Raw genomic sequence first — 21,093 nt, 5'->3', positions numbered from 1 at the left:
ATCCGGAGCGGAGGCCCCATGGACCCGTCCTTCCTCGTCCTCCAGGCGCTCTCGGGGCTCGCCAGCGCCTCGTCGCTGTTTATCATCGCCTCCGGGCTGACGATCGTGTTCGGCGTCACCCGGATCGTGAACTTCGCCCACGGCTCGTTCTACATGCTGGGGGCCTACATCGCGGTCACGATCGTGCCGCGGCTCATCGATTTCTCCTATTCCCCCGCCGCGTTCTTCCTCGGCGTGCTGCTCTCCGCCCTCCTCGTCGGGCTGATCGGCGTCGCGGTCGAGGTGCTGCTGCTCCGCCGCATCTACCGGGTGCCCGAACTCTTCCAGCTGCTCGCCACCTTCGGCGTGGTGCTGATCGTCGAAGACCTGGTGCTGAAGATCTGGGGGCCGGTCGACATCGCGGGCCCCCGCGCGCCCTCGCTGCGCCACGGCGTCGAGATCTTAGGCCAGCGCTTCCCGGCCTACGAACTGGTGCTGATCGCGGTCGGGCCGCTGGTTCTGGGGCTGCTCTGGCTCCTCATGCACCGCACCCGCTTCGGCGTGCTGATCCGGGCCGCGACCCAGGACCGCGAGATGGTGGGCGCGCTCGGCGTCAACCAGGCGCGGCTCTTCACCCTGACGCTGTTCCTCGGCGCGAGCCTCGCGGGGCTCGGCGGCGCGCTGCAGATCCCGCGCATCCCGGCGAACGCCCATATGGACCTTTCGGTCATCACCGACGCCTTCGTGGTCACGGTGATCGGCGGCATGGGCTCGGTGCCGGGCGCCTTCGTGGCGGCGCTGATCATCGGCCAGCTCCAGGCCTTCGGCATCCTGATCTTCCCGAAGGTGACCCTGGTCCTGGTCTTCGCCCTGATGGCGGTGGTGCTGGTGGTCAAGCCCTGGGGCCTGTTCGGCCGGCCGGAGGCCGCGTCCGGCCGGGTGATGCCGCCGGAGGGCATCCCGGGATTGCGCCGCTTCCGCCCGGCGGAGACCGCGCTCGCGGGGCTCGCCATCGTCGCCCTCTTGGCGGTGCCGCTCGTCGGCGACGCCTACAAGGTCAAGGTCGCGACCGAGATCCTGATCTTCGCGCTCGCCGCCTTCTCGCTGCAATTCCTGGTCGGGGTCGGTGGGCTCGTCTCGTTCGGTCACGCGGCGTATTTCGGCCTCGGCGCCTACGCCGCCGGCCTCCTCGTCACCGGGCCGTTCAAGGCGCCGATGGAGCTGGCGCTCGTCGCCGCGCCGCTCGCCGCCGGCCTCGGTGCGGCCCTGTTCGGCTTCTTCATCGTGCGGCTGTCGGGCATCTATCTCGCGATGCTGACGCTCGCCTTCGGGCAGATCGTCTACGCGGTCTGCTTCCAGTGGGTCGAGGTGACGGGGGGCGACAACGGCGTCGTCGGGGTCTGGCCCTCGTCCTGGGCGTCCGGCCGCAATACCTACTTCTATCTCGTCGCCGCCCTGTCGCTCGTCGCGATCGTCTGTTTGCGCCGGGTGATCTACGCCCCCTTCGGCTACACGTTGCGGGCGGCGCGCGATTCCGCCACCCGCGCCGAGGCGATCGGGCTCGACGTGCGCACCCATCGTTGGCTCGCCTTCACGCTCGCCGGCGCCGCGGCCGGGCTCGCCGGCGGGCTCTACGCCTTCATGAAGGGTTCGATCGACCCGACGCTGACCGGCATCCCGCTCTCGATCGACTTCCTGGTGATGGTGCTGGTCGGCGGCATCCAGACCGTGATGGGACCGCTCGTGGGCGCCGCCTTCTTCCACGCCCTGAAGGACGCGGTGATGCCGCTGACCGAGTTCTGGCGCCTGCTGCTCGGCCTCGCGATCATCGCCACGGTGCTGGCCTTCCCGCGCGGCCTCGCCGGCGCCGCCGAGGCCCTGCGCGGCCGCAAGGTCGCTCGGACGCCGGTGGAGGCCCAGGCATGACCCTGCTCCTCGTCGAGGGCCTGACCAAGCGCTTCGGCGGCGTCGCCGCCGCGAAGGACGTGTCGTTCACGCTCAGCGCCGGCGAGATGCTGGCGATCATCGGGCCGAACGGTGCGGGCAAGTCCACCACCTTCAACATGGTCGGCGGGCAGCTTCGCCCCGACTCCGGCACCATCATGCTCGACGGCCGCTCGATCGCCGGCCTGCCGGCCCGGGCGATCTGGAAGGCCGGCGTCGGGCGCACCTTCCAGGTCGCCCAGACCTTCGTGTCGATGACGGTCGCCGAGAACGTCCAGATGGCTTTGCTCTCGCATCACGGCCGTTCGCGCGGCCTGTTCCGGGATGCCCGCGCCCTCTACCGCGACGAAGCGCTCTCCCTGCTCGCCGGGGTCGGGATGCGCAAGGACGCCGACCGGCCGGTCTCGGAACTCGCCTACGGCGACGTGAAGCGGGTGGAGCTCGCCGTGGCGCTGGCCTCGCAGCCGAAGCTCCTGCTGATGGACGAGCCCACCGCCGGCATGGCGCCGCGGGAGCGCTCGGGCCTGATGGCGCTCACCGCCGAGGTGGCGCGGACACGCAGCATCGGGGTTCTCTACACCGAGCACGACATGGAGGCGGTCTTCGCCCATGCCGACCGGGTGCTGGTGCTGGTGCGGGGCGAGATCATCGCCGCCGGCACGCCGGAGGAGATCCGGGCCAACCCGCGGGTGAAGCAGGTCTATCTCGGCGAGGCCGGCACCGAGGCGGCGATGCGCGCGCGCCGGAAGGCGGTGGCATGAACGCGCTTCTCGACGTTTCCGGTCTCACGGCCTCCTACGGCCGGGCGCAGGTCCTGTTCGGCGTCACCCTCCGGTTGCGCCCCGGCGAGGTGGTGGCGCTGATGGGCCGCAACGGCGCCGGCAAGTCGACGACGCTCAAGGCCATCATGGGCGTGCTGCCGCCGACCGGCGGCACGGTCTGGTTCGAGGGCCAGGCGGTCACCGGCTGGGAGCCGTTTCGCGTCGCCCGCCGCGGCCTCGGCTACGTGCCGGAGGAGCGGCGCATCTTCACCGACCTGACCGTGATGGAGAACCTGGAGGTCGGCCGGAAGGTCCCGGCCGACGGGCGCGCCGCCTGGACGCCGGAGAAGCTGTTCTCGATCTTCCCCAACCTCGCCGAGATGCGCACCCGCCGCGCCGCCGCGATGTCGGGCGGCGAGCAGCAGATGCTGACCATCGCCCGCACGCTGATGGGCAATCCCCACGCGGTGCTGCTCGACGAGCCGTCGGAGGGCCTCGCTCCCGTCATCGTCGAGCAGATGGCCGACGCGGTGCTCAGGATGAAGCGCGAGGGCATCGCGGTTCTGCTCTCCGAGCAGAATTTGAGCTTCGCCGGCGCGGTCTCGGACCGGGCCTACGTGATCGAGAAGGGCGCGATCCACTTCGAGGGCACGATGGCGGCGCTCGAGGCGGACGAGGCGGTGCGGGAGGCGTACCTGACGGTGTGAGGGGAAAAGCCTTCATAACACCCACCCCTTTCCGGGCCCGGAACGGGCCTGCACGACTGAAGCGAAGCGGAAGGAGATCCGGGATCCAGGGGAAGAGTGCCGCGAAGCGGCTCTGATTCTGCAACGTTGCAGGCACAAGGACGCTTCGCGACTTTTTGCGCTGGATCCCGGATCTCCTTCCGCTGACGCTTCAGTCGTCCGGGAAAGGGGGGAGCCAAGACAAGCCGACCATGGGACCCTGGTCCCATCCAGCCGTTCGTAGGCGAATGATCGAGGTGTGACGTGAGACGCGTGGCAGGCATCGATGTCGGCGGCACCTTCACCGACCTTCTCCTGACGGAGGCGGATCAATCGGGCGTGCGCGTGCGCCTCGCCAAGGTGCCGACCACGATCCGCAACCAGGCCGAGGGCGTGCTGGCGGCGATATCCGCCGCCGAGGTGGCGCCGGCCGACCTCGACCTCGTCATCCACGGCACCACCGCCACCACCAACGCGGTGCTGGAGCGCAAGACCGCCAAGGTCGGCCTCATCACCACGGAAGGCTTCCGCGACGTCCTCGAACTCGGGCGCCGCACGAGACCGAAGCCCTACGGCCTGTTCGGCACCTTCGAGCCGCTGATCCCGCGCGAGTGGCGCCGCGAGGTCCCTGAGCGCGTCATGGCCGACGGCGCGGTGCGCACGCCCCTCGACGAGGTTGCCGTCGCCGAGGCGGTGCACTCCCTGCTGGCGGAGGGCTGCGAGGCCCTGGTGATCCACTTCCTCCACGCCTACGCCAACCCGGAGCACGAGCTGCGCGCCGGCGCCATCGCCCGCGAGATCTGGCCGAACGCCTACGTCACCCTCGGCCACGCTCTCCTGTCCGAGTTCCGCGAGTACGAGCGCGGCACCACCGCCTCGGTGAACGCCGCGGTGCAGCCGATCCTCGACCGCTATATCCGCCGCCTCCAGGACGACCTGCGCGCCAAGGGCTTCGCCCGCGATCTCCTGGTGATGAACGGCAACGGCGGCACCGTGCCGGCGGGGCTGGTGGTGGAAGCGGCGGCGAAGACCGTGATGTCGGGCCCGGCCTCCGGGGTGATGGCTGCCGCCGCCACCCTCGCCCAGTCGGGGCTCACCAACGCCATCACGTACGACATGGGAGGGACGTCGACCGACGTGGCTTTGATCGCCGGCGGCGTGCCGGAGGTCTCCGCGGAACTGACCATCGATTACGGGCTGCCGATCCACCTGCCGATGGTCGACGTGCACACGGTCGGCGCCGGCGGCGGCTCGATCGCCTCCGTCAACCGCGCCGGGATGCTCCAGGTCGGACCCGAGAGCGCCGGCTCCGAGCCCGGCCCGATCGGCTACGGCCGCGGCGGCACGCGCCCCACCATCACCGACGCCAACCTGGTGCTCGGACGCCTCGACCCGGCGCGGCTCACCGCCGTGAAGGCCGGCGTCTCCCTCGACACGATCCGGGCGGCCTTCGCCCGCGACCTCGCCGAGCCGCTCGGCATGAGCGTCGAGGAGGCCGCCGAGGCGGTGATCCGGCTCGGCAACGTCCACATGACGGGGGCCATCCGCATGGTGTCGCTGTCGCGCGGCTACGATCCGCGCGACTTCGTGCTGTTCGCCTTCGGCGGCGCCGGCCCGCTCCACGCCGTGGCGCTCGCCCGCGAGCTCGGCATCCCGGAGGTGCTGGTGCCGGCCCGGCCCGGCCTCACCAACGCGCTCGGCTGCCTCGTCGCGGATCTCCGCCAGGACCGGGTGCGCACCCTCAACCGCCCCCTCGACGGGCTCGACATGGCGGACCTGCGCACCGTCCTCGAGGAGCAGGCGGCGGATGCGCTCGCCATGGTGGCCGAGGAGCAGGCCGAGATCGAGGAGACGACGGTCAGGCACAGTGCCGACATGCAGTTCCGCGGCCAGACCCACCTGATCCGCGTCGCCCTGCCCTCCCCCGGGATCGACCGCGCGACGCTGCAGGAGCTGTTCGAGGCGGCTTACTTCCGCCGCTTCCAGGTCCGGCTGCCGGAGATCCGGGCGGTGGTGGTCAACCTCGTCACCTCGGTGATCGGGCGGCGCAAGCCCTTCCCGCTCGCGGCGCTGATCGACGAGGCCGGCCGCACCGATCTCGCCGGCGCCCGCCTCGGCACGCGGCCCGTCTATGCCGGCGGCGCCTGGCACGAGGCGGCGATCTATTCCCGCGAGACGCTGCCGCTCGGCGCCGAGATCGTCGGGCCCGCCGTCATCCAGCAGATCGACGCCACCACGGTGATCGAGCCCGGCGCCGTGGCGCGGGTCGACGCTATCGGCAACCTGAGGATTCGCGCAGAAGGACACTCGGCATGAGCCAGCTCGACGCCCTCACCCTCGCGGTGATCCAGGCCGGCTTGCAGCAGGTCTGCAACGAGATGGACATCGCCTTCTCGCGCTCCGCCTTCTCCCCGGTGATCGCCGAGGCCGACGACCGCTCGGACGGGATCTACGACCGTGATACCGGCGCACTGATCTCGCAGGGCGAGTACGGCCTGCCGGTCTTCGTCGGCACGATGCAGTATTCCACGGGCGAGCTGATCCGGCTGATCCGCGAGGGTCGGGTCGGGGCCCCTGAGCCGGGCGACATCTACATCGTCAACGATCCGTATCTCGGCGGCACGCACCTGATGGACGTGCGGTTCGTCAAGCCGGTCTTCGTCGAGGGCGAGCTGTTCTGCTGGCTGCAGAATACCGGCCACTGGCCGGATATCGGCGGCATGGTGCCGGGCGGCTTCTCGGCCCACGCGACGGAGGTCGAGCAGGAGGGCCTGCGCCTGCCGCCGGTCAAGCTGTTCAAGCGCGGCACGATGGATCCCGAAATCTTTTCCATCATCGCCTCGAACATCCGCGTCGCCGACCAGCGCATCGGCGACATCAAGGCGCAAGCCGCGGCCCTGATGGTCGGCGAGAGCCGGCTGACCGACCTGCTGCAAAAATACGGCCGCGACACCCTGGATGCCGCGATCAAGGAGATCCGCGCCCGCTCGGCCGAGCGGATGCGGGCCGAGATCCGCCGGATCCCGGACGGCACCTACACCTCGGAAGCCTTCGTCGATTCCGACGGCGTGGTGAACGAGCCCCTGCGCATCGCCCTCACGATGACCAAGGCCGGCGACGGCCTGACCTTCGACTTCTCGGGCTCGTCCCCGCCCTGCCGCGGCCCGATGAACTCGGTGGTGGCGACGACCTATTCCTCGGTCTACCTCGCGGTGAAGCACGTCTTCCCGGACGTGCCGATCAATGCCGGCACCTTCGAGCCGCTGACGATCCACCGGCCCGAGGGCACGTTCCTCGATGCGCGCTATCCGCGCCCCGTCTCGGGCTGCGCCGCGGAGGTGAGCCAGCGCATCGCCGAAGCGGTGTTCCTCGCCCTCGTCCAGGCGATCCCCGACAAGGTGACGGCGGCGCCCGCCGGCACCTCGGGCAACTTCGCGCTCGGCGGCTTCGATCCGGCGAAGAACGCGCCTTACGTGATGTACCAGATCACCGGCGGCGGCTACGGCGGGAACATGGCCCATGACGGGCTCTCCAACGGCTGCTCGACCATCGGCATCTCGAAGACCGCGCCGGTCGAGGTGATGGAGCAGTACTATCCCGTGCTCTTCCGCCGCTTCGCGCTCCGTGAGGGATCGGGCGGCGCCGGCGCCCATCGCGGCGGGTTCGGCGTCCATTACGAGGTGGAATTGCTGCGCGGCGAGGCCCGGGCCTCCTTCGTGATGGATCACGGCCGCTTCGGGCCGCCGGGAGTTCTGGGTGGGGGCGACGGCGCGCCGAACGTGGTGCGCATCCACCGCAACGGTGAGACGATCACGCCGCTCCACCTCTCGAAGGACCAGAACATCGCGATCCAGGCCGGCGACCGGGTCGAGGTGATGACGCCCGGCGGCGGCGGCTACGGCGCGCCCGAGACCCGCGACCCCGCGCTCGTCGCCCGCGACCTGCGCCGGGGCTACTATCGGGCCGACGAGACGAAAGACCTGTGGGGGAGCAGCCAGTCATGAGCGCCGACAGCCTCTCCACGGAAGCCAGATCCAAGAAATTCGGGGCGGCGGAGGCCGACGGCATCGTGCGCTGCGATGCCTGCCCGGTCCTGTGCCGGATCCGGCCCGGCCGCTCCGGCGCCTGCTCGCGCTACGCCAACGACAATGGCCACCTGGTGCGCACCGACCCGGTCGTGCTGCTGCACGATGCGGCGGAGGCGGGCCAGAAACTGGTCCCGTTCGGGGCGGCGGAATGGGACGGGCGAATCCTCGATCCCTCGCGCACCTTCGTCACCGGCATCGGCGCCGGCACCACCTATCCGGACTACAAGCCCGCCCCCTTCATCGTGGCGAGCGAGCACGAAGGCGTCGAGACCGTCACGGTCGTGACCGAGGGCATCTTCAGCTATTGCGGCGTGAAGGTGAAGATCGACACCGACCGCCATCTCGGCCCCGAGCGCGCCGCCGTGCGGGTGAACGGCGAGGAGGTCGGCCACGTCACCACCGCCGAGTACGGCTCGCAGATGCTGTCGGTCGGGGGCGTGCGCCACCTCACCGGCGGCTCGAAGAAGGAGGGCACCGTCACCTGCGACACGCTGCTCCGCCTCTGCTCGGGCGAGCCCGTCACGATGACGATCGACGGCGGCCACGAGGTCGTGGTCCAGGCCGGCCACGCACCGATCGTCGACGGAACCCCTGAGCAGCGCATGCGCGTCGGCTGCGGCTCGGCGACGGTCGGCATCTTCGCCCGGCAATGGCTCGGCCACGCCGACGAGGTGATCGTGGTCGACGACCACATCACCGGCGTGCTCACCGAGCATCAGGCCGGAAAGGTGCTGGGGATGCGCCCCGCCGGGGTCCGGGTGAAGGGGCGGCGCTCGACGCCGGGGCGCTACTTCCAGGTCGCCAATCCGGGGGTGGGCTGGGGCGGCACCGACATCGCCGACCCCCTCGGCATCATCCAGGCGATCGACCCCGCCACCGCTTGGCCGGGGCTTCGCCTCCTCATGACCTCGACCACCGGCGAGCACGCCCTCTGGCTCGTCCTCGACGACGATCTGAAGCCGGTGCCGGCCGAGATGCCGGCTGCCGTGCGAGGGGTGGTCGACCGGATCGGCGAGAATTGCGAGCCCTCGCTCTGCACCGTGCTGTTCATGGCCGGCGCCGGCGGCTCCTTGCGGGCCGGGGTCACCGAGAACCCGGTGCTGCTGACCCGCTCGGTCGCCGCCGGCGAGACGAAGGTCACGATGGGCGGGGCGCCGGTCACGGTCTGGCCGGGCGGCGGCATCACGGTGATGGCCGACGTGACGCGCCTGCCGAAGAACGCCTTCGGCTCGGTGCCGACGCCGGCGATCGTGGCGCCGATCGAGTTCACCCTGCCGCGGGACCTCTACGCGCGGCTCGGCGGGCATGACGGCGACGTGGTGGCGATGACGGACGTCCTGCGCGAGGTCGGGCCCGCCGCCCGGATCGACCCGTGGCATCCCGGCCATCCCTGGCCGGCGGGGGAGGTCGCATGACCGCGCTCCAGCCGCGCCCGGCGCGCCCCGAGATCGACGCCGAGGCGGTGCGCGCCTACCGGGTCGAGGAGCAGATCGGCTACCTGATCCGGCGGGCGCACCAGCGGGCCTCCGCGATCTTCGAGACGGTGATGCGGGACTTCTCCGTCACGCCGGTGCAGTTCGCCGTGATGACGAAGCTGCACGACCTCGGCGCGACCTCGCAGAACCAGGTCGGGCGCCTCGTCGGGGTCGATCCGGCGACGATGTTCGGGGTCGCCCGGCGCCTCACCACCCGCGGCCTGGTGCGGCCGACCGCCGACGAGGCGGATGCCCGGCTGGTGCTGCTCACCCTGACCGCCGAGGGAATCGCGGTGATCGAGGCGATGAAGAGCCACGGCGCCGAGGTGACCGCCCGCACCCTCGACCCCCTCTCCCCCGAGGAGGCGGCCACGCTCGTCCGCCTCCTCGCCCGGCTCGGCTGACGCGGATGGACGGCCCGGCGCACCAGATCCTGTCGGACGGCCGGCTGCACCTGCAGCACGGGCCGATCGACCTCGTGTTGCGCGCCTACGGGGCCGAGGCCGCCGTGGACGAGGCGCACCGGGCGGCGGTCGCGCGCTTCGCGACGATTCTCGGGGAACTCGTCGCCGAGCTGCCCGAATTGCGCAAGCCGATCAGCGAACGCCCCCGGGTGGAGGGTGCGGTCGCCCGCCGGATGGTGGCGGCGTGCCGGCCGCATCGCGCCTTCATCACCCCGATGGCCGCGGTGGCGGGCGCGGTGGCCGACGAGATCCTCGAGGCGATGGGCGAGGCCGCCCCCCTCGACAAGGCCTTCGTCAACGACGGCGGCGACATCGCCCTGTACCTGACCGAGGGCGAGACCCTGTCGGTCGGCGTCGCGGCGGATTTCTCCCGCGGCCCGGTGCCGGCCGTGAACGGCCGGGTGACCCTGCGCCACCGGGACGGCATCGGTGGCATCGCCACCTCGGGGCGGCAGGGCCGCTCCTTCTCCCTCGGGCTGGCCGATTCGGTGACCGTGCTCGCCCGGAACGCCGCCGCGGCCGACGCCGCCGCGACGCTGATCGCCAACGCGGTCGACCTGCCCGGGCATCCGGGCGTCGCGCGCACGCCCGCCACCGACCTCGACCCGGATTCCGACCTCGGCGCCCGCCTCGTCACCGTCGCGGTGCCGGCGCTCACAGGGCCCGAGATCGAGGCCGCCCTTGAGGCCGGACGGCGCCGGGCAGCGGCGATGCGCGATGCCGGCCTGATCCGCTCCGCCGCCCTGATGCTCCAGGGCCGCTCCGTCGTCCTCGATGAAACCCTTCATCTCGAAGACACGACCCTTCTCGAAGACATCCGGGAGATCCGCCCATGATCGAGGTCCGCAAGATCGTCGTCACCGTCGAGGAGGTCCGCCACGATTGCGGCCCCGCGCTCGCTACCCCGATCCTCAAGGGCTCGGTCGCCTGCCTGGTGAAGAACCCCTTCGCCGGGCGCTACGAGCCCGAGATCACCCCGATGATGGACGCCCTGAAGCCGCTCGGCGTCGAGTGCGCCCGCAAGCTCCTCGACGCGCTCGGCGGCGATCCCGGCCGGATCGAGGCCTACGGCAAGGGCTCGCTGGTGGGGGCGGCCGGCGAGCTGGAGCACGGGGCGTTGTGGCACGTGCCCGGCGGCTACGCCATGCGCGAGCTGCTCGGCCAGGCGCTCGCCATCGTGCCGTCGATGACCAAGGTCGGGCCGATGGGCGCCGCCCTCGACGTGCCGATCCACCACAAGGACGCGGCCTATGTCCGCTCGCATTTCGACGGCGTCACGGTGGCGGTGGCGGACGGGCCGCGGGCCGACGAGATCCTGTTCGCGCTGGCGATGACCACCGGCGGCCGGCCGCATGCCCGGGTCGGGGGCCTGACGAAGGACGCGATCGCGAAGTGGGACGGGCAGCGGTGAGGATCTGTCCGGCCGCGACGGCAGGCGGGCGGGCACTCACGTCACCATCACGCGACGTCATCCCGGGGCCGCGCAGCGGAACCCGGGATCCATAACCGCCGACGATCGAGAATAGAACGGAAGAGATCCCGCCTCATCTTGGAGCGTCAGCGCTTATGGATCCCGGGTTCTCGACTTCGTCGAGCCCCGGGATGACGTGGAGGGTGAGTCTTCTGTCGGGTCAGCCAACGGGACGGTGAGCAACAGCCGGTAACAGGCCCCTGCTCACGCCGCCCCCCGCTCCGGCACCTCCACCTCCGGCCGCAGCCCGGCACTCGCCTCGACGCGGTTCCGCCCGCTGCGCTTGCAGCGGTAGAGCGCGGCGTCGGCGCGGGCGACGAGGCTGTCGGTGCTCTCAGCCGGCGCCAGGACGGCGACGCCGAAGGAGCAGGTGCGGGGACCGACCTCCGGCAGGGCGGTGGCCTCGACGCGCTGGCGCAGACGCTCCGCGATGGCGGTGGCCGCCGCGAGGTCGGTGGCCGGGCAGAGCAGCATGAACTCCTCGCCGCCCCAGCGGCCGAGGATGTCGCTGGGCCGCACCGCGTCGCGCAGGAGCGCCGCGAAGGCGACCAGCACCTGGTCGCCGATCGTGTGGCCGTAGCGGTCGTTGACTGCCTTGAAGTTGTCGACGTCGCCGAGGATCAGTGCCAGCGGGGTGCCGCTCGCGCGCGCCTGCTCCGCGGCCTCGGCCAGGGCCTCGTCGAGCTTGCGCCGGTTGAACAGGCCGGTGAGCAGGTCGGTATGGGCCAGGGTCTCGAGGTCGCGGGTGCGCTCGGCGATCCGGTCCTGCAGCGTCGCGTTCATCTCGCGCAGGTCGCGCATCAGCGCGGCGTTCTCCTCGAAGGAGGAGCGCAGCCGGTCGCGCATGGTGTTGAGGGCGGAGGCCAGCGCGTGCAGCTCGTTGCGGCCGCCGGCCTCGATCGTGAGCGGCGGTGCCGCCAGGGTGTCGGCATCGATCCGGGCGAGGTAGTCGCGGATCTGCCCCAGCGGCCGGCCGACCATGGTGCGGATCACCAGGTAGAAGATGAACCACAGCATCACCGACTTGATCGCCGAGTTGATCAGGATCACGTAGAGCGTGTTCTTGACCTGCTCGATCGCGATGCTGTCGTCGGAATGGACGGTCCAGGAGCCGATCGGGTAGCGGCGGCCGTTCCCGTCGATGTGGACGATCGGGAAGGTGCGGCTGAACGGAGTGCCGAAGCTGCGGGCGACCGAGGGCGCCGCCTCCTGGCCGCCGATGTGCCAGATCCGCCCGGACGCGTCGGTGACGGTGCCGATCGCCTGGACGCGCCCGCCCGCCTCGTCCAGCACCTCGACCCCGACGACGGCCGGAATCTCACGCATGCCGGTCAGGATGCCGCGCAGCACCTCGCCGTTGTAGCGCCACATGGCATCCTCGATGCCGGGGCTGAAGGTGCGCTGGAGCGCCGCCACGTCGTCCTGCAGGCGCTGGCTGGCGGCCCGGTAGGCGACGAGCATCTGCAGGGCGGTGAGGCCGACCGCCACCACGACGTAGCAGCCGAAGATCACCCGCATCAGCCGGCCGGCGAGCGCCCGGTCGCGCGCCGGCGGCCCGGCGGCGAAGAAGCGGCGGAGACGAGGAACTGCCATGCCCTACGCGCGGCTCCGGACGAGCCGGGTCCCGGCGGGGGATACGGACGAAGCGGCCGTGCTCAGCCCAAGTCGGCAGCCCCCCGTTCTCATGGTACGCTCCGCCCTGCCTGCTCGGGTCGATTGTGTTAGACTCGGGGTCAACATTCAAGATTCGATTAAGCGCCGACGGCGCAGCATCGTCGTCATAAATTCCTAAACCATCACCGCAGAACGGGACGCCTCCGCTGCGGCATGAGCGGATTCCGGACCATGGGCGCCGTCGCGTCCGAGACGAACGCGCGATCCGTCTCGCGTCAATCCCGCGGACGCGCGGCCGGCTCAAGCGGTTTCTCGCGACCCCGATCCGTTCGACGGCGCAGCCTTGCCGGCGCGGACCTGACGACCGTCGTCGATCGCGCCGCGTCAGGCGAGCCAGGCGACGAGCAGCGAGACGGTGACCACCGAGGCGACGTGCGAGAGCAGGATCGCCCCCGAGGTCACGCCGGCCTCGAGTCCGTAGAGCTTGGCCAGCGTGAACGGTCCGGAGCCGATCGGCAGGGCGCTGAGCAGCAAAGCCGCCCGCGCCCACAGGTCCGGCACCGCGAAGACCTTGTAGACGAGGAGGGCCGTCACCGCCGGCTGCAGCACCAGCTTGAGCACGACGAGCGCCGCCATCGGCCGGATGTCGGAGAGCACCACCCGCTCCTGCGCCAGGAACAGCCCGATGCAGACGAGGGCGCAGGGCGAGGCCGCACCGCCCAGCAGCGCGGCGAAGCGCTCGATCGGGCCCGGCACGGAGAGGCCGGTGAGACCGACCGCGAGGCCGGCGAGCGGCGCGATCAGCAGCGGGTTGCGCAAGAGCGCCAGCACCACCTTGCGGGCGGTGCCGGACCCCGCCCCCTTCTTGAGGTCGAGCTCGATCAGCACGATCGCGAACAGGAACAGCACGCAGGCGGTGAACAGCGTCGCGATCACCGCCGCCGGCAGGCTCGCGGGCCCGAACACCAGGAGGCAGAGCGGGATGCCCATGAAGCCGACATTGCTGTAGCCGGCATCCAGCCCCTCGATGCAGGCCTGGGCGCTGCGAAGGCTGCGCCCGCGCCCGAGGAGATAGGCCACCGCGAAGGCCGCCGCGATGCCGCCCGCGAAGGCCGCCGCGAACCCGACCTGGGCGACCTGGTCCGGCGTGATCTTCGCCATCGCGCCGAACATCAGCGCCGGCAGGGCGAGGTAGATCGCGAAGCGGTTCAGGCTGTCGGCGGCGGCCGGCCCGAACAGGGCGGTGCGGCCGGACAGGAAGCCCGCCAGGATCAGCGCGAAGATGGGGAGGGCGGCGTTGAGGACGGCCTGCATCGGGAAGTGCCGGAACCGGGCGGAGCGCCGGCGGACCCGCTTTGGTGCAGCCTGGGCCGGGGCGCAAGGGCGGGAGCCCCGCGCGACCGGCGGGGCGGGGCCGCGCCGGGGGGCCGTCAGCGGATGCTGCCGATGGCCGCCCCGAGCCCGTCGAGGGAGGCGGCCATCGCCACCGGGGCGCTCCCCTCCCGCACGCGGTAGCGGATGGTCACGCCGGCACGGGCCTTGATCTGGCGCACGAGCGCGGCGTCGAGGGGCAGGAAGCCGACGCAGAGGGCGGCGTCGCAGTTCGGCAGCCGGATCACCGTCTCCCGGCCGGCGACGTCCAGCGTGACGGTGCGGGCCGGGAAGCCGGCGACCGGGGCGCGCAGGACGAAGACCGGCTCGCCGCCCGTCGTCGCGGCGAGCGACCAGCTGAAGGCGAGCCCGCCGGCGGCGGTGACGATCGATTGCGAGGCGTTGCAGATGCGCCGCCGCTTCTCCTCGTCGCAGATCAGCGTCCAGCCGCCGAAGGTCTCGATCACCCGCCGCACCCCGGGCCTGGCCGGCGCGCCGGCGACCGGCTTGATCGCGAAGGCGGGAGGCTGCTCGACGGCTCGCCCGGTCGGCGCGACGGACCCGGTCGCCGCCGGCACCTCCTCCGGCGTGTCGCCGAGACTGCCGCGCAGCTGTGCCGCCGCCGGCCCCGGGGCGAGCAGCAGGAGAGCCGCGACGAGGGCGGCCGGGCCGCAGGAGCGGCCCGGCTTCCGTCCGATCCGGGTGCCGGCGCGACGCAAGCTCCCGCGCCTCAGTTCAGCGTGAAGCTCGCGCCGGCGCCGACGCCGAAGTCGCGGCCGGCGGCCACGCCCGTGGCGTTCACCCGCGCCCAGCCGTCCGGCAGGGTGTAGCCGAGGCCGAAGGAGGCCGCACCCTCGCCGCGCCAGACGCCGCCGCCCGCCGCGACGCTGAGCTTGCCGGGCCGGTCGTCGAAGCGCAGGGCCGCCGCCGCGAGGCCGATCGCCGCCGCGCGCCGGGCCTCGCCGCGCACCTCGCCGACCTGGCGGTTCAGGTCCGCGAGCTGGCCGCCGAAGGCGGTCATCTGGCGCTGGAGCGGCGCCACCGCGGTGTCGGTATAGGCGTTGGCCGCGGCCGAGGCGGCGGCGACGCTGCGGTCGGTATAGGCGTTGGCGTCCGCCCGCGCCTGGGCGGCGGCCTGGGTCACCTGACCGAGATTCGCCGCGTCGGTCGGCAGGAGGCCGCCGGCGACGTTGCGGATCAGCACCGGCTGGTTCGGGTCGCCGCCCGCCAGGGTCATCGACTGGCCGCGCCCGCCGGTCGCCGGATCGACGTCGTAGCGCGCGCCGAAGGTGTCGACGGCGCCGAACGCCGCGCCGACGCTGGCATAGGACTGACCGCCGACCGTGTAGGACGGCGCCGTGAGGGTGCCGTCGGCGGAATAGCCCGCCCCGCCGCCCAGCGCCCCGGCGAGGCCGCGTCCGACCGCCCGCAGCTGCCGCAGGTTGACCGCGTCGGTGTCCTGCGTGCCGCCGGCGACGTTGGTGATCTGCCGCTCGGCGCCGGCATCGCCGACGGAGACGGCGCCCTGGCTCGAGGCGACCGCGACGCCGGAGAATGCCTCGGTGGCGCCGCCGAGGCCGGCCCGGCTCGCCACTGCGCCGGCGCCGAGCGCCACGCCGCGGCCGGCGCCCGCGACGGCGCCCGGGCCGATCGCCACCGTGTCGGCGCCCTTGGCCTGGGCGGCCGGCCCGGTGCTGTTGACCGCGACGTAGCGGCTGCCGCTGGTGTTGAGGCTGGTCACCGCCGCGTCGAGGCTGCCGAGCGCGCCGCCGACCGAATCGTAGGTGCCGCCCTGCACCGTGAAGCGCGGAAGGGTCAGCGTCCCGTCGGCGGCGACCCCCGCCCCTCCCCCAAGGGCAGTGGCGAGGGAGGCGGTGACGCCGTAGATCTGCCCGCCATTGACGCCCTCCTGGCTGCCGGCGACGATCCGGCCGGCGCCGATCCCCGTGAGCGTGCGCGCCGCACCGGTGCGATCGGCGAAGGCGACCGTGGTGCCGTCGGTGCCGGCGCCGACCGTGAGGCCGCGGGAGGCCGGGTCCTGCCGGACGAGGCCGAGCGTGCCCTGCTGGATCGCCGTGTCGAGCGTCGCGACCTGCTGGTTGGTCTGGTAGAGCTGATTGCCGTTGACGGCCTCGGTCGAGCCGGCAGCAATGCGGCCGGCGGCGACCCCGCTGACGGTCCGCGCGTTGCCCGCGACGTTGACGAGGCTGAGGTTGGTGCCGCCGGTCGTGGCGGCGATGCTGAGCGCACCGGTCGCCTGGTCCTGCCGCAGCAGCCCGATCGTGCCGGCGGCGATCCCGCTACCCAGGCCCGCGACCTGCTGGTTGGTCGAGAACAGCTGGTCGCCGTTGACCGCCTCGGTCGAACCGGCACCGAGCCGCCCCGCCGCGACGCCGCGCACGACCACCGGGCTCGCCCCGCCCTTGGCGAGATCGACCGCGCCGGTCGGATTGCCCGCCGCATCCGCCACGTACTGTACCGCCAGAGTGTTCGTCGCCGCGAGCGCGCCGCCGACATTATTGTAGCTGCGCCCGCCGACGCTGTAGCTCGGGGCCGTGAAGGCGCCGGTGACCGGATCGTAGGCAGCACCACCGCCGAGGCCCGTGGTGAAGGCGCTGCCGGAGAGGCGCAGCTGCCCGAGCGTGGCGGCGTCGTTGTCGAGGAGGCCCGCCGAGAGGCCGGCGAGGCGGCGGGGGCCTTGCGTGCCGGCGAGATCGACGAGCGTGCCGTCGGTGGTTTTTCCCACCGTGAGGGTGCGGCTCGCCGCATCCTGCTGCACCAAGCCGAGCGCGCCATTGGCGAGGCCGGTGCTCAGGCTGGACAGGCCGCTGGCACTGGCCGCGATATCGGTCGCGTTGCGCGCCACCTGCTGGTTGGTGGCGTAGAGCTGGCCGCCGTTCACGGCCTCGGTCGAGCCCGCCGCCAGCCGCCCGGCGGCGACGCCGGTGACGGTCCGCGCATCGCCCGAGGCGTTGACGAGGCTGAGGCTGGTGCCGCCGGTCGCGCCGGCGAGGCTCAGCGCCCCGGTCGCCTGGTCCTGCCGCAGCAGCCCGATCGTGCCGGCGGCGATCCCGCTACCCAGGCCCGCGACCTGCTGGTTGGTCTGGTAGAGTTGTTCGCCGTTGACCGCCTCGGTCGAGCCGGCGGCGAGCCGCCCCGCCGCGACGCCGCGCACAGCCACCGGGCTGGTCCCGCCCTTGGCGAGATCGACCGCGCCGGTCGGGTTGCCCGTCGCATCCGCCACGTATTGAACCGCCAGGTTGTTCGTCGCGGCGAGCGCGCCGCCGACGTTATTGTAGCTGCGCCCGCCGACGCTGTAGCTTGGGGCGGTGAAGGCGCCGGTGACCGGATCGTAGGCGGCCCCGCCGCCGAGGCCCGTGGTGAAGGCGCTGCCGGAGAGGCGCAGCTGCCCGAGGGTCGCGGCGTCGCTGTCGAGGAGGCCCGCCGAGAGGCCGGCGAGGCGGCGGGGGCCTTGCGTGCCGGCGAGGTCGACCAGCGTGCCGTCGGCGGTCTTGCCGACCGTGAGGGTGCGGCTCGCTGCATCCTGCTGCACGAGGCCGATCGTGCCGGCCTGCACGCCCTGGCGCAGGTCGCCGAGGCCGGCCGTGTTCGCCGCGAGGGCGGCGGTGTTGCCGGCGACGCGCTGGTTGGTGTCGTAGAGCTGGGCGCCGGTCACCGCGTCGGTCGAGGTCGCCGCGAGGGTGCCGGCCCCGAGCCCGGTGAGGAGGCGCACGTCGCCGGCGCCGTTGCGCAGGGAGACGCGAGTCCCCGGCGTCGCCGCGCCGACCGTGATGTCGCCGCTCGCCGGATCTTGTCGGACGAGGCCGATCGTGCCGGCGGCCACCGCATTCTGGAAGGCGGAGCCGGCCGCGCCGTTGCCGTCGACGCGCTGGCTCAGGTCGTAGAGCTGGGTGCCGTTCACGGCGTCGCGGGAGCCGGAGACGATCCGGCCGGGGGCGACGCCGGTGAGCGTGCGGGCCGCGCCGGCGCCGTTCGCGACGTCGACGAGCACGCCGTCGGTCCCGGCGCCGACCGTGAGCGCCCGGCTCGCCGGGTCCTGCCGGACGAGGCCGATGCTGCCGGTCAAGACGCCCTGGCGCAGGTCGGCGAGGCCGCCGGCAGTCGACGCGAGGCCGGCCGCGTTGCCGGCGACCTGCTGGTTGGTCTGGTAGAGCTGGTCGCCGTTGACCGCCTCGGTCGAGCCGGCGGCGAGCCGCCCGGCGCCGACGCCGCGGAGCGCCACCGGGCTCGATCCGCCCCTGGCGAGATCGACCGTGCCGGTCGGGTTGCCCGCCGCATCCGCCACGTACTGCACCGCCAGAGTGTTCGTCGCCGCGAGGGCGCCGCCGACATCGGCGTAGCTGCGCCCGCCGACGCTGTAGCTCGGCGCCGTGAAGGCGCCGGTGACCGGATCGTAGGCGGCCCCGCCGCCGAGGCCCGTGGTGAAGGCGCTGCCCGAGAGGCGCAGTTGCCCGACCGTCGCGGCGTCGCTGTCGAGGAGGCCCGCCGAGAGGCCGGCGAGGCGGCGTGTGCCTTGCGTGCCGGCGAGGTCGACGAGCGTGCCGTCGGTGCTCTTGCCGACCGTGAGGGTGCGGCTCGTCGCGTCCTGCTGGACGAGGCCGACCGTGCCGTTGGTCAGGCCGGTCGTCAGGCCGGACAGGCCGGCGGTGTTGCCCGCCACCTGCTGGTCGGTGGCATAGAGCTGGCCGCCGTTGACCGCGTCGGTCGAGCCCGCGGCGAGCCGCCCGGCGCCGACGCCGCGGAGCGCCACCGGGCTCGATCCGCCCTTGGCGAGATCGACGGTGCCGGTCGGGCTGCCCGCGGCATCCGGCACGTACTGCACCGCGAGGTTGTTGGACGCCGCGAGGGCCGAACCCACATCGCCGTAGCTGCGCCCGCCGACGCCGTAGCTCGGGGCCGTGAAGGCGCCGGTGACGGAATCGTAGGACGCCCCCCCGCCGAGGGCGTTGCCGGTGGCGCGCAGTTGCCGGAAGGCCACCGCATCGTTGTCGCGGAGGCCGGAGGCGAGCCCCGTGAGGCGGCGGTCGCCTTGCGTACCGGTGAAATCGACCAGCGTGCCGTCGGTGGTTTTTCCGACCGTGAGGGTGCGGCTCGTCGCGTCCTGCTGCACCAAGCCGATCGTGCCGTTGGCAAGGCCGGTATTCAGGCCGGACAGGCCGGCGGTGTTGCCCGCCACCTGCTGGTTCGTCGCGTAGAGCTGGCCGCCATTGACCGCATCGGTCGAGGTCGCGGCGGTGATGTCGCCGGGCGCGACGTTGTGCAGTCCGACCGGGCGGCCCCCCGTCGCGCCGACGAGGGTGACGTCGTTCGAGGGCACGGCCGGGTTGGCGGTGGTGGGGCTCGCGGCGGTGGAATAGCGCAACGGCATCTGCGACAGGGCGACGGCGCCGCTGTCGACGGTAGCCGGGGCGAGCCCGGTGATCGACACGGCGGAGCCGACCGCGCCGCCGCGGGTCAGGTCGACGCCGGGCAGCCGGGTGCCGCTCCCGTCCCGGTCGTAGCGGAGCGCGAAGGTGTCGATCGCCTGGACGGCGTCCGTCGCCTTGGCGTAGGGAACGCCGCCATAGCTGAAGCTCGGCGCGGCGTAGGCGCCGGTCGCGGGGTCGAAGCCGCCCCCGAGCGAGCCCGCGAGGCTGTCGCCGACCATGCGCAGCTGGCGCAGGTTCACCGCGTCGGTCGCCCGCGTGGCGCCGGCGACGTTGGTGACCTGGCGCTCGGCGCCGGTCGCGCCCACCGAGAACTCGGCGTTGCCCGCGCCCAGCGCGACGCCGGAGAAGACCTCGTTCGCCGAGATCGCCCCGCGCAGGGCCGAGGAGCCGGCGCCGATCGCGACGGAGCGGGCATTGGCCGCCGAGGCGCCGCTGCCGACCGCGACGGCGCTGGCGCTCGTCGCCTTCGCCTTGCTGCCGAGCGCCAAAGCCGCGCCGCCGGAGGCGGCGGAGGTGTCGCCGATCGCGACGTTGCCCGCGGACGACCCGGCGCCCGTGCCGCCGCTCCCGGCCTCGCCCGCGATCGAGAGGCGACCGATCGCGATCCCGTCGGTGCCGTAGGCGCTGGCGACGAAGCCCTGGGCGAAGGAATAGTTGCCGATGGCGTAGGATTGCCGGCCGATCGCGGTGGCGATGTCGCCGCTCGCCCAGTTGTTCGTCCCGATCGAGATGCTCGACCGGTTGTCCGCCAGGTTGCTGTAGCCGATCGCGATGCCGTAGCTGCCGCTGGCGGCGTTGTTCGCGCCGATCGCGGTCGAGTTGTAGGTCCCGGTTCCGGCCGTGTTCCGGTAGCCGATCGCGACGCCGCCGGCGCCACCGACCGTCGATGCCTTGCCGACCGCCGTGCCGGACGGGGAGGCGCCGTCGTTCGGATTGGCGTTGGCGGGGTTCGAACTCTCGTTGACCGGCGTCGAGTTGCCGTTCATCCCGGCCCGGATGTTGTTCGGGTCGGTCCCGGTGCTGGGGTCGGCGATGCCGAGTCCGTTCCGGTAGTTGATGATGCCCTGGGCGTTGGTCGCGGATTGCGCGCCGGCACCCGAGCCGATCGCCACCGCGCCGGCGCCGGGCGCATTGGCGTTGTAGCCGCCGGCGAAGGATTCGGCGCCGCCACCCGACGCGTTCGGGCCGACCGCCGTGGCGTTCGTGCCGGCCGCCGTCGCATTGGTACCGGCCGCCGTCGCATTGGTACCGGCCGCATAGGATTGCGCCTGAGCTCCGGTCGCGCAGGCGACGCCGAGTCCGACAGTCAGGGCCGTCGTCGCCAGAAGTTCACGGCGCAGCAACGGGCTCGGACGACGATACGCACTGAACATGGCGACAGATAGCCTCCAGAACGTGCGGTGATCAAACTTCGCATTCAGAGGAGCGAAGCAGAGCCGCCACGAGCACTTGCACATCAACGCTGCTTGTCTGCGACCCTGGATCCCCGGCCCCGCTGGCGTCCGGGATCCACTCGGCCGCGCGACGGCTCTAGTTAGCGCAGAGGCGTTGAACAATCTGTTAAGGCTAACTTTTCGTCGGCAATCGGATTGGGCACGGCCGGGTCGGCGGGCAGGGATCGCCACGCTCGGGCGACGTGATCCACGACGTGTCGGCCCGCGACGAGAGCGCGGTGGAGCCGGGCCGGGCAATGGTCTAGAACGAAAAAAGAACAGGCGGGCCGGCGGTTTACGGCCCCGCTTGAGGCCGGG

Annotated in this window: 13 protein-coding genes; 9 read left to right on the top strand and 4 right to left on the bottom strand. The window is 72.5% G+C overall.

The window, feature by feature from the left end:
- Positions 1–18: 18 nt before the first annotated feature.
- The 9 genes from BM430_RS07635 (at position 19) to BM430_RS07595 (ending at position 10,847) form a co-directional block, all read left to right on the top strand.
- Positions 19–1,905, top strand: a complete 1,887-nt coding sequence (locus tag BM430_RS07635) for an ABC transporter permease (RefSeq protein ID WP_093566642.1) — start codon at positions 19–21, stop codon at positions 1,903–1,905.
- Positions 1,902–2,684, top strand: a complete 783-nt coding sequence (locus BM430_RS07630; RefSeq protein WP_093566641.1) for an ABC transporter ATP-binding protein — start codon at positions 1,902–1,904, stop codon at positions 2,682–2,684. Before BM430_RS07635 ends, BM430_RS07630 begins: the two co-directional genes overlap by 4 nt.
- Complete coding sequence (locus BM430_RS07625; protein ID WP_093566640.1) at positions 2,681–3,391, top strand: ABC transporter ATP-binding protein; 711 nt, start codon at positions 2,681–2,683, stop codon at positions 3,389–3,391. The genes BM430_RS07630 and BM430_RS07625 overlap by 4 nt, the downstream gene beginning before the upstream one ends.
- A 282-nt stretch (positions 3,392–3,673) precedes the next feature.
- Positions 3,674–5,725 (top strand): hydantoinase/oxoprolinase family protein, encoded by a 2,052-nt coding sequence (locus tag BM430_RS07620; RefSeq protein WP_093566639.1) that lies wholly within the window; start codon positions 3,674–3,676, stop codon positions 5,723–5,725.
- Entirely contained in the window at positions 5,722–7,413 is a 1,692-nt protein-coding gene (locus tag BM430_RS07615; RefSeq protein WP_093566638.1) for a hydantoinase B/oxoprolinase family protein, read from the top strand. Before BM430_RS07620 ends, BM430_RS07615 begins: the two co-directional genes overlap by 4 nt.
- Entirely contained in the window at positions 7,410–8,912 is a 1,503-nt protein-coding gene (locus BM430_RS07610) for a 6-hydroxynicotinate reductase (protein ID WP_093566637.1), read from the top strand. The genes BM430_RS07615 and BM430_RS07610 overlap by 4 nt, the downstream gene beginning before the upstream one ends.
- Positions 8,909–9,376: a MarR family winged helix-turn-helix transcriptional regulator gene (locus tag BM430_RS07605; protein WP_093566636.1), complete on the top strand. Its 468-nt coding sequence runs from the start codon at positions 8,909–8,911 to the stop codon at positions 9,374–9,376. Before BM430_RS07610 ends, BM430_RS07605 begins: the two co-directional genes overlap by 4 nt.
- A gap of 5 nt (positions 9,377–9,381) precedes the next feature.
- Positions 9,382–10,272 (top strand): UPF0280 family protein, encoded by an 891-nt coding sequence (locus BM430_RS07600; RefSeq protein ID WP_093566635.1) that lies wholly within the window; start codon positions 9,382–9,384, stop codon positions 10,270–10,272.
- Positions 10,269–10,847 carry an amino acid synthesis family protein gene (locus tag BM430_RS07595; RefSeq protein ID WP_093566634.1) on the top strand — a complete coding sequence of 193 codons (579 nt, stop codon included), beginning with the start codon at positions 10,269–10,271 and terminating at the stop codon, positions 10,845–10,847. The genes BM430_RS07600 and BM430_RS07595 overlap by 4 nt, the downstream gene beginning before the upstream one ends.
- A 264-nt stretch (positions 10,848–11,111) precedes the next feature.
- On the opposite strand, the gene BM430_RS07590 is transcribed toward BM430_RS07595, so the two are convergent.
- The 4 genes from BM430_RS07590 to BM430_RS07575 all read right to left on the bottom strand — a co-directional run bounded on the left by BM430_RS07590 (position 11,112) and on the right by BM430_RS07575 (position 20,685).
- Positions 11,112–12,500 (bottom strand): GGDEF domain-containing protein, encoded by a 1,389-nt coding sequence (locus BM430_RS07590; protein ID WP_093566633.1) that lies wholly within the window; start codon positions 12,498–12,500, stop codon positions 11,112–11,114.
- A 405-nt stretch (positions 12,501–12,905) separates the two neighbouring features.
- A complete protein-coding gene (locus BM430_RS07585; RefSeq protein WP_093566632.1) occupies positions 12,906–13,835 on the bottom strand; it encodes an AEC family transporter in 930 nt (309 codons plus the stop codon).
- A gap of 116 nt (positions 13,836–13,951) precedes the next feature.
- A complete protein-coding gene (locus BM430_RS07580; protein ID WP_177302969.1) occupies positions 13,952–14,611 on the bottom strand; it encodes an invasion associated locus B family protein in 660 nt (219 codons plus the stop codon).
- An 11-nt stretch (positions 14,612–14,622) separates the two neighbouring features.
- Complete coding sequence (locus BM430_RS07575) at positions 14,623–20,685, bottom strand: hypothetical protein (RefSeq protein ID WP_093566630.1); 6,063 nt, start codon at positions 20,683–20,685, stop codon at positions 14,623–14,625.
- Positions 20,686–21,093 lie beyond the last annotated feature (408 nt).

This window comes from Methylobacterium sp. 174MFSha1.1, assembly GCF_900116815.1.
Taxonomy (GTDB): domain Bacteria; phylum Pseudomonadota; class Alphaproteobacteria; order Rhizobiales; family Beijerinckiaceae; genus Methylobacterium.
The sequence above is the reverse complement of the archived record's forward strand: the minus strand, read 5'-3'. Positions and strand labels throughout refer to the sequence as shown.